This window comes from Undibacterium sp. GW821-FHT07F11 (assembly GCF_059418665.1).
The window spans coordinates 258,764-271,632 of record NZ_JBWKQH010000007.1; the positions used below are offsets into that span (position 1 = coordinate 258,764).

The 12,869-nt window shown below is 50.0% G+C and carries 15 protein-coding genes; 6 read left to right on the forward strand and 9 right to left on the reverse strand.

Annotation, left to right across the window (positions count from 1 at the left end; genetic code table 11):
* The first annotated feature begins 61 nt into the window (after window positions 1-61).
* Complete coding sequence (locus AC07OI_RS19010) at window positions 62-628, forward strand: GNAT family N-acetyltransferase (RefSeq protein ID WP_495258310.1); 567 nt, start codon at window positions 62-64, stop codon at window positions 626-628.
* Window positions 629-733: 105 nt separating this feature from the next.
* Window positions 734-1,225 (forward strand): hypothetical protein, encoded by a 492-nt coding sequence (locus tag AC07OI_RS19015; protein WP_492701164.1) that lies wholly within the window; start codon window positions 734-736, stop codon window positions 1,223-1,225.
* Window positions 1,226-1,602: 377 nt separating this feature from the next.
* On the opposite strand, the gene AC07OI_RS19020 is transcribed toward AC07OI_RS19015, so the two are convergent.
* The 6 genes from AC07OI_RS19020 to AC07OI_RS19045 all read right to left on the reverse strand — a co-directional run bounded on the left by AC07OI_RS19020 (window position 1,603) and on the right by AC07OI_RS19045 (window position 5,823).
* Window positions 1,603-2,145: a hypothetical protein gene (locus AC07OI_RS19020; protein ID WP_495258311.1), complete on the reverse strand. Its 543-nt coding sequence runs from the start codon at window positions 2,143-2,145 to the stop codon at window positions 1,603-1,605.
* Window positions 2,142-2,501: a DUF1801 domain-containing protein gene (locus tag AC07OI_RS19025; RefSeq protein WP_495258312.1), complete on the reverse strand. Its 360-nt coding sequence runs from the start codon at window positions 2,499-2,501 to the stop codon at window positions 2,142-2,144. Before AC07OI_RS19025 ends, AC07OI_RS19020 begins: the two co-directional genes overlap by 4 nt.
* A 113-nt stretch (window positions 2,502-2,614) precedes the next feature.
* On the reverse strand, window positions 2,615-2,989 hold the full coding sequence (locus AC07OI_RS19030) for a hypothetical protein (protein ID WP_495258313.1): 375 nt from the start codon (window positions 2,987-2,989) through the stop codon (window positions 2,615-2,617).
* Window positions 2,990-2,998: 9 nt separating this feature from the next.
* Entirely contained in the window at window positions 2,999-4,033 is a 1,035-nt protein-coding gene (locus AC07OI_RS19035; protein ID WP_492701171.1) for a suppressor of fused domain protein, read from the reverse strand.
* Between the two features lie 84 nt (window positions 4,034-4,117).
* Window positions 4,118-4,600, reverse strand: coding sequence for a hypothetical protein (locus AC07OI_RS19040; RefSeq protein ID WP_492701173.1), 483 nt, complete (start codon window positions 4,598-4,600; stop codon window positions 4,118-4,120).
* Complete coding sequence (locus tag AC07OI_RS19045; protein ID WP_495258314.1) at window positions 4,597-5,823, reverse strand: HPP family protein; 1,227 nt, start codon at window positions 5,821-5,823, stop codon at window positions 4,597-4,599. Before AC07OI_RS19045 ends, AC07OI_RS19040 begins: the two co-directional genes overlap by 4 nt.
* 267 nt (window positions 5,824-6,090) lie before the next feature.
* Here AC07OI_RS19045 and AC07OI_RS19050 point away from each other — a divergent pair, with 267 nt between their 5' ends.
* Together AC07OI_RS19050 and AC07OI_RS19055 are read left to right on the forward strand one after the other, a co-directional pair.
* A complete protein-coding gene (locus AC07OI_RS19050) occupies window positions 6,091-6,843 on the forward strand; it encodes an SIMPL domain-containing protein (RefSeq protein ID WP_492701177.1) in 753 nt (250 codons plus the stop codon).
* A gap of 274 nt (window positions 6,844-7,117) precedes the next feature.
* Window positions 7,118-7,912 (forward strand): hypothetical protein, encoded by a 795-nt coding sequence (locus tag AC07OI_RS19055; protein WP_495258315.1) that lies wholly within the window; start codon window positions 7,118-7,120, stop codon window positions 7,910-7,912.
* Window positions 7,913-8,004: 92 nt separating this feature from the next.
* On the opposite strand, the gene AC07OI_RS19060 is transcribed toward AC07OI_RS19055, so the two are convergent.
* Window positions 8,005-8,787: an APH(3') family aminoglycoside O-phosphotransferase gene (locus AC07OI_RS19060; protein ID WP_495258316.1), complete on the reverse strand. Its 783-nt coding sequence runs from the start codon at window positions 8,785-8,787 to the stop codon at window positions 8,005-8,007.
* 137 nt (window positions 8,788-8,924) lie between these two features.
* Between AC07OI_RS19060 and AC07OI_RS19065 the strand changes: the two genes are divergently transcribed.
* Both AC07OI_RS19065 and AC07OI_RS19070 read left to right on the forward strand, forming a co-directional pair.
* Entirely contained in the window at window positions 8,925-9,980 is a 1,056-nt protein-coding gene (locus tag AC07OI_RS19065; protein ID WP_495258317.1) for a serine hydrolase domain-containing protein, read from the forward strand.
* 69 nt (window positions 9,981-10,049) lie between these two features.
* Window positions 10,050-10,271 carry a hypothetical protein gene (locus tag AC07OI_RS19070; protein ID WP_492701183.1) on the forward strand — a complete coding sequence of 74 codons (222 nt, stop codon included), beginning with the start codon at window positions 10,050-10,052 and terminating at the stop codon, window positions 10,269-10,271.
* Between the two features lie 434 nt (window positions 10,272-10,705).
* Here AC07OI_RS19070 and AC07OI_RS19075 read toward each other — a convergent pair whose 3' ends face one another.
* The gene (locus AC07OI_RS19075; protein ID WP_492701185.1) at window positions 10,706-11,251 is read right to left on the reverse strand and encodes a M15 family metallopeptidase; all 546 of its coding nucleotides are present in this window, start codon (window positions 11,249-11,251) and stop codon (window positions 10,706-10,708) included.
* Window positions 11,252-11,326: 75 nt separating this feature from the next.
* Window positions 11,327-12,634, reverse strand: coding sequence for a hypothetical protein (locus tag AC07OI_RS19080; RefSeq protein ID WP_495258318.1), 1,308 nt, complete (start codon window positions 12,632-12,634; stop codon window positions 11,327-11,329).
* Window positions 12,635-12,869 lie beyond the last annotated feature (235 nt).

The following is a 12,869-nucleotide window of genomic DNA, read 5'->3' on the forward strand; positions in this document are numbered from 1 at the left end:
AGTGCAGTTCACTTGTGCGCGGTTATAATTTGTCTACTATCGGTAATTGGAGATCCTTATCATGCCCGCATTCAACCAGGTCACTTTAGACAGCTCTCGCCTGCACCTGCGTGCACTCTGCATGGATGACGCCCCCGCCATCCTGCACATGCGTTCTAAACCCAACGTCATGCGCTACATGACCACAGCACCGTGGACAAACATTGCCCAGGCAACTGGCATGGTAGAACGTGACCAGGCCGCCATGGCCAAAGGCGACTTGTTGCGTCTGGCCATGATACGCAAATCAGACCAGCAATTTATAGGCAGCTGCATCCTGTTTCACTTTGACGAAGGCTGCCGCCGAGCCGAAATCGGCTACGACATGGACGAGACTTACTGGGGCCACGGCTACATGCACGAAGCCTTGGTGACCCTGCTCGATTACGGCTTCAGTGAATTAAACCTCAACCGCGTCGACGCCGACATCCACCCGGACAATATCAACTCGGCCCGCTCGCTGGAAAGACTGGGCTTCATCCGTGAAGGCTACTTGCGCGAACGCTGGATCATTGGTGGCGTAACGTCGGATTCAGCCTGGTATGGTCTGTTGCACAGTGATTGGGTCAAGCGGGGTGAGGCTCGTTAAATTAGGCTTGCATGCGCAGCATCAAGACATAGACTGAGTATCCTGCGCATACGCCCAATGATCAACGACAAGCGGCGAATATCACTCTCACTTTGATTAGATCAAATGAACCACTACTATCCTTGCTGGTATCGCCTTGCAGGCAAAGATGCTTACCTGTTGTGGCATGACTCACCAAAAAATCACGTCGCCACAGATATCTTTAAAAGAGCGCTGCACTTTAAAACCATTGCAGAGATTGAGAATTACGCCCATCAACATGGATTGAACCTGCAGGTCAATGACCCCGCGCTGTTTGACCTTGATGCAATGACCGCAGACTTGCCAGGTGCTATAGAGACATCGGCGGCCTGTCAAAACATGCTGAGCGCATGGAATTTGTTTGATGATGTAGCCCGCTCTTGCAACCAACGGTTCGACCGTAACCAGCGATTAACCAATCGTATTTATCTCAAGTTGGTATGGGGAAGTAATTTGCCTGCGTTGACACCCTTCAATAAAGAATATCTACCCGTCTGGACAAAGGGCCAGTTAAAAATTATGCGCAAGACCCTACGTAAGGGTTTGAGGCTATTTAAAGAATCCGCCGTTACTTAGTTTTCACCAACGTACAGCACTCCGCAGGGCCGTATAGGGTACGCAACTACGCGCCGTATGGATATCCGCATGTATATACCTGCTTTAAGGGGATGCTTGCAACCACATCTTGAAGACAGAGAACCTCACATCACAGGGAAAATATTTTCTCCTTGCAGCACGTACACATGCTACGCATTACAACGCGCCCTACGACTATCCTTTTTCGACGATCGCGGTGCAATTCAAAATCTGCCTACTTGCTTCATATAAAACTACCGGAGTGCCTTGATCAATGCCGTCACGTAGGGTGCGTTATAACGCACCGCATGAGAATGCCGCATACCAAAAGAAATATTTCTGTGGTGCGCGTTATTGCAAGCACACCGCAAAACCCCTCAAACAGGCGGTGTCTCTGCATTTGCCGCAAGTACTGCATTCACTTTGCGTATCAGCCGCCAATGAATAATCCATAGCGGCAATGCCAGAAACCCGGCAAAAGACCCCAGCTCATTCGGCAACAAAGACACGATCTGCATCCCGCACCAACCCATGCCAGACCACATGCCAAAGCTTTTGAATGATTGCAGTGCCGCATTCGTTTGCGCCTCTAGCTGCAAGGACCTGGCGACATTGGCGATGATGAAAAAATCTTCGACAAAATTATAGGGCAGTAAAAACATCAGCCAGACACTGCGCGGCTCTGCCTTGCGTGCCGCTGGCTGCACCAGGGCAAGCGATTGCTGCAGATCACGGCAATACAAAAAGACCAGGGCTAAAAATACCAGCACCAGGACGATGGCACCAAATATGCCCAGCATCTCTACTTCTTTGAACACCCCGCCTGAAGTGCCAGGATGTAAAAAGGGATAAGCCAGCGCATAAGCAACCGGAACAGTCAGGGCAATCTTGAGCAGGATGAGAACAACATGCCTGTTCATGCCTGTGCCGCCGCCTTCAATGCCAGCACCAGATAGGCGTGCACATGCTTGTCGCTGATATCCTGTTCAGACGTCAGTTTGATGTGACGGCGATATTTGCCCTCGCCTTCCAGCATCTTGTACTTGTCCGGCAGAGATGCCCCCAGACCAAACTCCAGCGTCACATGTTTGGCGTAAGAAAAAATACCGCAGAATGGTTTTGTGCCTGAGAACAGTAGACCACCGTATTTCACTTCCTCGGTCACGGCATCATCGAGCTTGAGGACCAGCTCCCGCAAAGTTTGCACCAGCGCGTAACGGTCTTCGTCCAGCAAGCGTATGTCTTGCAGTAATTTGTTGACCCTGTCTGTACTCATGGGGTTTGGCTCCTTCATCATTTACAGTTTTATGGTGATCGCTATCGGTGTGCGCAGCCCCCCTTACAAAATAGGATGACCTGCGGGGTGTGCCTTGAATATGTTTTCAATCATCATTTAGTCCGCCGATGTTGATCTTGGAGTAGCGTCATCAACTTTTCAGCGATGAGCCGCGCTTTATCGCTGCTGTCATTGTAGCTTGCACAGCCTTCTGGCAGTAATTGCTCTGCCTTTTTAACCGGCTGTGAAAAATACAGCTTATCCACATCACAACGCAAACGTGCCCTGACCTGGCGGGTGGATTTTTTGCGCACTTCGACGACCCAGCAGGCATCTGCGCAGCCGCTGGAATGATAGGCGAGCAGCTCGCCGCGTACTGGCCAAGCCAGGGTGTATTCGCAGGTGCCGCCAGATGCCCAAAGCCCGCTGCTGCCTGCGAGCAGGGCCATGAAGGCAAAACATTTGAAGTGGCGCACAGGTTTTTGCATCAGCCAATATCAGTACAGGTCTATATCAAAACTCAGGCTCTTTGCACCGCTGGCTAGTATGCGTATGCGCTTGGCGATAAAACTATCGCCCTCATATTCAGGATCTGCGCGGTAGTTCTCTATCAAGCCCTGTTGCACCAGTTCGCCTATCTGTTTGTCAGCAAACAATTTGCGCATATACGCCTGGCGCGGCATATAGGCAATATTAAAGGCTACATCTTCGCCGCCAAACTGGGGCGGGAATAAAAACCCGCGCCGCAACAAGCCCTGCTCTGCCAGGGCCTCGGCCTGCTCCCTGCTCTTGATGCTGGCACAATCGATTCCTTGCGGGTGTAATACCGAGGGACGGTCCGGCTTGCTGAACTGGCCTACGCCTGACTTTTGCAGGATGTTCATGAGGGCATTGCGGCCATTGCTCTTGGACCAGATCATTTCATCATCAGTAATCGTGGTTGCCACCAATAAGTTCATTTCACCATTGGGCAATTTGAATGCGGCTGGCAGTGGTGCACGCGCTCTGGTGATGAGGATATTCACCATCTGCTCGCCACCGACATAAATATCTTCGACTGTCATGCCCTGGTATTTATCGACGCGACCCAAGAAATCGACATCCTGCTGTATCTCGCTATTGACTGCCCACTGCAAGAGCCACAGTGGCCATTCTGCCTGCCCATGTGTAAAGACCATGAACTCATAGCCATAACCCGGGCGGCCTGGGTAAGTAGCGACTTTGTCCTTACCCTTGATTTGCATACTGGTTTTTACTGGGCGACCCAGTTCATCATGCTCGACAACCACTTCCTCAGCTGCCAACGTTGTCGGCATATCTGGATTGCTGAGTCCGAAACTGGAAGTGAGCCAGCTAGTCGGCGATAACTGTGGAGCGGCCAGCTGATACAAGCCGCCGCCTGGCCAGACTACATTCAAATTCATCACTTTGAGAATATCATCAGGCAGCGGGCCAAATTGCTCTGAATAAGCTGCCGCACGCGCCTCATACACAGTTTGCCACAATTGCTCGTTCTTTTCTTCTGCGTTCATATTTTTTATTTTCCAAAATTCGTTTGAGGTATGTTCAAGCTATGTTTGGCACATGTTTCTATTATTGCGGGTTTGTCCAACATTCTAATCAACCAGCACTTCTTCCACCTGCCTGGCTTGTCTGATCGCATCCAACATACTGTCAAAATTGGCAGAGCTGCCGGGAATGATAATGGAAAACCCATTGACCAGGATCAGTTTCAGGCATTGCACTTCCATGCCTTTGATCTGGTCCCAGTTATCATCACTGACCAGAGCAATTTTCTTCACAGCGTTGAGGTCAATCTCAGTACGCCCCCATCGTGCATTGATGCTAATTTTCTCATGCTCCAATGTCAGTTGCCATTGCCGTCTTGGAGTATCGATCAGACCCTTTGAATATGCAGAAATAAACCAGGCCAGATAGGCCAATGCCAGCCCGGCCGATGACAAAACCATGAAGATCGTATCAAGCAGTTTGCCTATTAGCAGGTAACTGCCCAACATGATCAGCAAGAATACGGCCAGTGGCATAGCCCTGTACAGCAACTGGCGCAAGGCAAACACGGTGGGTGTATATGCTTTCATTGCCTGGTCTGTGCTTGTGCTTCAGTTTCAGTATCCGCCAGCTTGCCCCGGTACAAAGCCGCCACCAGGTCTGACTGGGTCAGCATGCCGATCAAACGTCGTTCTTCGTTGATGACGGGGACATGGTGCAGGCCCTGGTCGGACAGCAGGGGAACCAGTTCAACGATGTGCATGTCATGACGGGCGGTGCGCACCGGGTGGCTCATGATCTGGCCGACGACTTCTGGTTTGCTGGAATGCATGAGGCGGGTGCGGCGCAACATCTGGCGCAGTTTTTCATCAAACTTTTCATAGACATCCAGGTTGGCATTCTTCATGAAATCAACCAGGGTGACGATGCCTATGACGCGGCGCGCCTTATCGATGACAGGCAGGGCCTTGATCCTGTGCTGACGCAATAATGTCCAGGCTTCTTCCAGGGTGGTGCCATATTCTGCGGTGATGAGATCTCTGGACATGATATCGGCACAGGTGATTTCACCAAAACGGCGGCGGTAGGCATGCATCTCTGTTTGCAGGAACAGGGATTCAAGATCATCGCGGCTGACATCAAGTACCTGATTGTATTTTTGCAGCACTTCATCAAGGTCACGCGATTGAAAGCCCAGCCTGTCTATGGGCCGCACATCGCCCGTGCCATGCTTGCTGGAATGATCAGGCTGGGCAGCATGCGGGTAACGGCGGCCAGTGGCATTGTTATACGCCAGCGCAAACAGCATCAGCAAGATGGAATTGATACCCGTCGGTATCAGCACAAACTGATAACCCAGGCCAAGTATGACCGGCCCACCCAGTACCGCAGTCAGCGCCACCGCACCGCCGGGTGGATGCAGGCAGCGCAGCAAGAACATGGCAGCCACTGCCAGCGCAGTCGCCAGTGCTGCCGTTGCCATCGATGGCCCCAGCAAATGCACGCATAGCACGCCCACCAGAGCCGACAGCATATTACCGCCAACGATAGCCCATGGCTGCGCCAGCGGGCTGGCAGGTACGCCAAACAATAGGACTGCTGACGCCCCTATCGGTGCCAGCAACATGGGGATCATGGGGATGGCGGCATAAGAACCCAGCATGGCCCCGGTAGCCAGGCCCGTCAGTAATAATCCGGCCAGCATGCCAGCGCAGGCGCGCAGGCGTTCTCGATTGTCGGTACCGATTTGGGCAGGTGCGAAAGTCTTGCACCAGGCAAGCAGGCTTTCCAAAGTAGACCATTTTTTTTGCATGGGTTTTTAGGGCTTACGCCAAACCGCCCCAAAGCGTTGTAGCTCCTCTCTCAGGAGCCGCGTACTAAAGTACTTTCGCCTTGTTGGGACAATTTTGCGCAAGCCCTTTTCTTATATTTTGCAACAAAGTGCAATGAGTTTAGGGAAAACAAAAGCTTTATCGCAGTATATGATGATGCGATGCTAATTTTAACAGTGATCGCAAACTCAGTTTTTGCACGGCAACATAGCCTGGCCTTGCTACCTCACCACTCCCTGGAGATTTGAATGAACAAAGACTTATCCCGCGCCCTGGTCATACTCGGTGTTTTGCTGGCCCTGGGCATGTCGGCTGCTGCCTTTATTTTTGGTGTGCAGGCCAAACACATAGGCGCAGGCAAGCAGAGTATCTCAGTCAAGGGCCTGGCAGAAAAAGCCGTGCAAGCCAATTATGCTGAATGGCGCATAGGTGTCGCCGTAGTCGCGCCCAGCTTTGCCGAGGCCCTGGTCAAGCTGCGCAAGTCGCGCCCGGTACTGGATGAATTCCTGGGCAAACAAGGCTTTGAAAAAACTGCCTTGAAAGAATCCGAAGAAGCCGTAGAACCAAACATGGTCGTCGAAGAACTGCCTGATGGCCGCAGCCGCCAGGTGCAGCGCGGCTTCAAGGCCACGCAAAGCATACTGGTCACCTCCAAGGATTTGACCAAGGTGACCAACGTCAGCCGCGCAGCCCTGCAACTGGAGGCTGATGGGCAGCCAGTGTTCCACAGCGCGCCGCAATTTTTGGTATCGAACCTGGAAGACATCAAGATGTCACTGATCGGTGCCGCCACCGAAAACGCCAACAAGCGCGCCACTGAATTTGCCAAATACGGTGCAGTCAAGGTAGGCAGCATGCGCTCCGCCTCACAGGGGGCATTCTATATCCTGCCAGTCGGCACAGAAGTCAGTTCGGATGAATACGGCGGCACTTACGACAAGACCACGATAGACAAGGTGGCGCGGGTGGTGGTGACGATAGAATATAGTATCGAGCGTTAATCAGGGAAATAGTGCCCGGTGTGGTGCGTTGCAACGCACCACATCCGGTACGGCGATTTGTAGCATTGAAATCAAGATCAAAAATCTCCCCACAGGGACACGGAGGTACAGAGAAAGACATTAACGTGCTTAGCTTACTACCCCATCACGACCAGCAGGGTGCACCAAGCGCACCGTTTTTTTTCTGCATGCCAGTCTGCCAAACATCATTTGCACGCCCCTACCGCACATAGTACACTGCCCGGCTGATAAATGACTCTATGTGGAAGCAGGCATGAAAAACTGGAAGAGGCTGGCGCAAATTCTATTGCTGTGTGCATGTACAAGCGCAAACGCTGGCGCGCATGAAATCGATGCCTATCTTGCAGCGGCCCAAGAGTTTGAAAAAATAACGGCAGAAAAAACAGACCAGGGCCGTATGCCACGGCTTGAGGACAATAGTGTGGCTGAACTGATTGCCACACTTTCGGACAGCAAGCGATTTCTCAATTCAGCGTCCTATCAGAAAGATGACCTTGATACTTTGCATAATATGTGTGCGAAAACCAATACCGTCATCATGTCCTATATATTGTTCAATCTGAAGTCCCATGTCAAAAAAGGGGAAGATCAGGCAATGATCGTCAAGCAGGCAGGAAATGTCATGTACAAAAACATTCTGTTCTTTCAAAATGAGCTGGAGCAGCTACAGCCCTTCCTGATACGTTGCCTAGCAACAGAAATGCCACTCTTAACGGAGTTTGTCGCCACATTAAAGCCAGAAGAATTCACCGAGATCCGGCGATCCGGTTTGCAGCAAGCAAGAAATGGCGTATTGTCTATCTACTATGGTTATCTGCAAAGCATAAGTAACCAGGAATTAAGAATATCTTTTAAAGAAAAAGTCATTCAATCTCTGGCTGATGCTGCTATACCGTTCGCCAGCATCATCCAACCCGCGATACGCCAGCAAATCCTGGGCCTCGCCACCACAATAGAAAAAACAGCATCCGGCGAGACAGTCAGCAATTTGCGCAAAATTATTGATGCAATGTCCGCAACTGAATGTACAGGCTTGTGCAAGTTATGAGCGTTGGCAGGCAATTGCTAAAGCTCTCGCAGTAAAAGCCTGCATAAATCTGGCATGAGCGTTGCAGCCATCTGCTCACGCTTTGCAAGCCACTAAAACAACTCATCGAGTTGCATGAAAAACTCCCGCTTCGCTGGCGCATCTGCATACCCTAGTGAAGCCAAGAATACATCCGCCACTTTGTCAGACACTTCTTCCCGCAAATTGCGGTGGGCAAAGGCGATGTCCATCCAGCGGTCGGCAATGCCTGCGCGTCCCAGGTCGATGAAATAGAGCTGGTCGTGTTCATCAACAAAGACATTACTGTCACCGAGATCACCATGGGCAAAGACCAGGTCTTGCGGGTTTTCTGGTGGCAGGGTTGCGTGCAATAGTCTGATCAGGTCTTGCTCACTGTGCAGGCCAGGCCATTGGTGAAGCTCGTAGTCTTGCTCATGCAAACCCTTGCTGACCAGATATTCCAGTTCCTTCAGGCGAAAGGCCGCGCCCGCATGCAAGGGGCAATCCTTGATGGGCAAGCCCTGCAACTGATGCAGGGCTTCGAGGAATAACTGGCTGACTGGCCGCCCGGCCTCTATCCGTGCAGACAAAGGCGTGCCGGGTACGGCGCGGGTGATCATGGCTTCGCCATGTTCATTGTCAGCCACAGCCATCAGTTCTGGCACGCCTATGCGCCCGCTCAGCCATTGCAGCGCCTGTGCTTCGCGTTTGACGCTATAGGTGGTCGTTGCCAGCACAGGTGGCGAAGTCTTGAGGAAGAAGTTTTCACCGCCTTTGCTGAAGCGATACACACTGCTTGGTGATTCACCAATGTCGTCGGCGGTCAGGGTGGCGTCTGCAATGAAGCGGGTGATGGCGGTCGGTAGTTGGTGCATGGGCTGCTGTTCTGATTTGCTGTCTGGTTTGCTGGTGCCCTTGATCTTTGGGCTGCACAGCTTATTTCAAGTTTTTTATTCAAAATTGATCTGCCCTGCCATACATGGCCTTGCTGGGCGGTTTCGCTGTCAGCCCCATGCAAGCACATTCCGATGCCGTCGATGATTATGTACGAGCCGAGATGCAAAAGCGGCATATACCTGGCATGGCAGTGGCGGTGCTGCGTGATAATAAACTCATCAAGGAAAGCACTTATGGCCTGGCCAGCATAGAACACAATGTGGCAGCCAGGGCAGATACTGCTTATCCGCTGGCCTCGATGACCAAGACCTTTACGGCGAGCGCCATCATGTTGCTGGTGCAGGATGGCCGTATTACACTCGACAATGCCATCACAAAAATCCTGCCACAACTGCCTGCGGCCTGGTCTGGCATCACGCTGCGCCATTGCCTCTCGCATACTTCTGGCTTGCCAGACGCGATTACTGACGACGTCAATATCACCACCATCAGCGGTGACCGCGACATACTCTTGCAGGAGCTGGCAAAATTACCGCTACAGCCCGCCGGTGAAAAATCTGTGTATAACCAGACTGGCTATGTGCTGCTGGGCATGGTCATAGAAAAAATCAGCGGCATGCCGTATGAGCAGTTCCTGCAGACCCGTTTATTCCAGCCCATGGGTATCACTGGCGCAAAGTTTGGTGATGCCTGGTCCATCTTCCCTGGCCGCAGTGACTTGTATACTTCGCTCGATATCAGCAAAGACCATAGCAAGCTGGAGATGAAAAATGGCCGCCCTGTCGTCATGCAAGACAAGATTTACCATTATGGCGCGAAGTTCATGCTCGATTATATGGCCCCTGCCGGACTCTTGAATGGCAATATCCGCGACCTCATCAATTTTGAACAAGGGCTGGCCAGCGGCAAGCTCATCAAGCCTGCGCTGCTAAAGGAAATGAGCACTTCCTACAAACTGCGCAATGGCCAGGATGGTGACTTTGGCCTGGGCTTCATGTTCATGCCCTTTGGCAAACAGCCTGCCATTTCTTACGTTGGCGGCGCAGCCACCTGGCGTGTGCACCTGCCACAAAAGCATTTGACTGTGGTGGTACTGACCAATCTGCAAGGCGCACAACCGCATGCGCTGGCGGGTGGCATTGCTGCACTCTACGACGACGAGGCGAAGTAATCTGGCCTGCCCTTGCCTGATCATGGCAAGGGCAATGATCAGGCGCCACAAGCTGGCGCATTTGTTAGCATGGGTAAAAACACTGGCAAAGCCACAGAGGCTCGTATAATTTGGCGGGTCTTATCACCGCCTTTATTTGTCAGAATAAATCAATCCAAGCTGCGTTTTATCTTCATCGCTGCTGCACTCATGGTGGCAGTATTTTCCTGGCTGTTCTGGCTCCAGGATGAGCCCGTCGCCCGCTCTGGTGGCACCAGCCAGAATGTCCGTCATCCAGTATTGCTGACATAGAATGGGCAGAAGTCATCTTTGACATGGAAGAAAAACACAAGTCACACCTGATGAATGGTCCATAGGTGACGTCCCGGGCTTGATCTGATTTTTAAAACTATTTTCAATTATTTTGAAAAAACCTGAATCCTTTTAAGCGTCTGAACACTTCTGGTCAGTGTCATTCATTAATTACAAAGAGGAGTTCACCATGTTTCATTTCAAACGCAATCTGCCCCATTGGGAACGCGCCCCGCGCATTATCAGCAGCCTGCTGAGGTCAAGCTCAACAAGTTGCAACTATCAACAACATAAGCAAACATACATGGTTTTACATATCACAGCATTGTATTACCAGAACTCATTTCATTAGAACTCATCCTATTTATGAAATGCGTTCTGGCAGAGATGAGTTCTAATGAATTTGAACACTATGCAGTGACGGTAAATTACATTCAGGCATATTTTGGCAAAGTCATGATCGTTTCTTCCGCAAGCTCGAAATGCATGCTGTCAACAGAGTCTCCAGAAAATTCAGCCCCCCAGTACCAGCCATATTTCTCAAAATATGGAGCCAGAAGAAGTATTCCACGCTGAGTTTTAGGCACTCCCTGGTCAATCGCTGCATCACCAAAATATAAATCAATACTTGCACCCCAGCTATGATTTGAAAACTTTGAAGGATTTCCTCTTCGGTGTCGAACACAAAGAAGTCCGTCGGTTTTCACTTCAGCGTAGACTTGCGGCAAATCTCGTTTCACTTCCGAAAATATTTGCGCCAGTGTTTCTACAGCATGGTCAAGCCCACTTACCTTAAATGGGCCAACGTCAACTTTATACTTTACTCTCTTCAAAAATTCACCACTTGGATCAGAACAAGATTTACTCAATTTTCCTGGGATCCCCAAGATTTTTAGCATACTCCCTTCGGTCGCTGACGAGAGATTGCGGTTCATCTGATCCTTTGGTGGAATTGGAACTTCATCGGCTAGATTTGGCATAAGAATCTCATGGCTAAGTTTTGTCGGGAAAAAAAGTACTGTTATGTCGATTAAAACAGTGATTGATGCGGCAGGTCATTTACCCATCGCTGTCAAACAAGTTGACGCATTTGCAGGTAATAACAGGGTTTTATCAAAGAAGCCCGATTTTAATAACGAGGCAAGCAACTCAAGCTTATTCCTCTCTTCTTGAATCGATTTTGTATCGGCTTCGGCTTGAAACAACTTTCCCCTGGCGTCAGTTGCGTCGTCTTCAGCTTTTTTCTGAAGCTCAACGTAATTTGCCAATTTTCTGCTTTCCTTTTCGAAGCTGGCAATTAATTTATTTTCCTCAGCAATTGTCTGAGCATCTCTGGCGATCTCTCTGTTTCTTGTTCCCTGCAGTGATTCCTGAGCAGAATTGACGCTGGACAATCTCGACTGTGTCAATTCATTCCTTTTTAGTTTCAGGTTTTCAACGATGTTTTGTTGCTCAGGGATCTGGCTCGACATCTTTTGCTTATAGCCTTCAGCCTGTGTCGATCTCTGGCGCGCCGCTTCGGCAACAGATGCGGCACGACCAGCTTTGCCTGCGTTTTCAAGAAGCGCCGGTTTCAATTCAGAAGATATTTTTTTCGTTGCCCCATCTGCCGTTGCCTGAGCTTTGCTCTTATTGGTAACAGCTGCCTGTATGTCAGACACGTCCACTTTGGCAATGGTGACACTGGCCTGTAGCGACCTTAATTTCTGGTCGATTGCATAAACCGTATCATTGAGTTTGATGTACAAATTCGACAAAGTTTCGTAGCCCTCTGCGACCGCTTTATCCGTTTCCGTGTTCTTGGCGAATTCATCTTTGGAAAATATAAACATGCCGTTGCTGCTATATGCCTGCTGTAATAAATCTTGAGGTATCGCATCAAAGTCGCGGTAAACACAATCTAGTGCATCAGCCGCAGTTTTATAATTGATTGCCTGCTTCATCGTCTGGAAGTGATCTGACCAGAAGGTAGACAAACCTGCTATTCCCGCGCCAGCATTACGCGTAGTGACATCTCCTATCCCCACACCGATTGCAGAAATCACGATGCCGGCCAACTGCGACATGTTAAGACCATCCACTTCATTTAATAGCTTTTTATTTCTTTCACGATAAGCTCCACGGAGTGCCATTATTTGAGATTTAATGCCTTTAGGAGTTGTTTCAACCGGGAGAATTCCTGTTGCCCAGTCGCTGGTTTCACCGGCAATAATTGATTTATCGTTGAGCTTGTAATCTGCTTTTAGCTCGCTGTTGTTTTGAGGTGGATTAATTGTAGGCCCGGCAATCTGATTGGGAAATGTGCTGCATCCAGAAATCACGAAAACTGTTGCCATCAAACATTTAGACGCATTAGTACTCATAAACCCTCCGGCGTTGTGAAAATACCTTACGAATAACAAATGACTAACCATAGTTACAAGACAGATCAATCCCGGAGCCCGGCCTAACAAATATATTGCAATAAATATTACGCATAATTACAATGTTATTCAATGATTAATGTAATGAAATTAACAATTAGTGACTATTCTCATGCTGCAATATCTTGATATCTATTTTTGCAACTGTACGGCCCCTATCTTCCCCATGTCTTCA